The organism is Ammoniphilus sp. CFH 90114, from assembly GCF_004123195.1.
In the GTDB taxonomy this organism is placed as follows: domain Bacteria; phylum Bacillota; class Bacilli; order Aneurinibacillales; family RAOX-1; genus YIM-78166.
The window spans coordinates 1-231 of record NZ_SDLI01000086.1; the positions used below are offsets into that span (position 1 = coordinate 1).

Annotated in this window: 1 protein-coding gene; it reads left to right on the forward strand. The window is 55.4% G+C overall.

The window, feature by feature from the left end; translation table 11 throughout:
• A partial coding sequence (locus tag EIZ39_RS26300) for a hypothetical protein (RefSeq protein ID WP_205668651.1) occupies positions 1-231 on the forward strand: 231 nt, incomplete at both ends.

Consider the following 231-nt stretch of genomic DNA (forward strand, 5'->3'; position numbering starts at 1 on the left):
GGGCGGCTTTCCGGGCGTTGCGCTGCTGACGGAAGAGTACATCAACTTTATGGCCAGCAATTTCGACCGCCTGACCGTCTGGCAGGACGGCAAGAAAGTCGACTTTACGCTGGAGGCATACAGTATTCCCGGTGCGCTGGTGCAAAAACTGACAGCAAAAGATGTGCAAGTCGAAATGACTCTGCGCTTCGCCACGCCGCGCACGTCACTACTGGAAACCAAAATCACCAG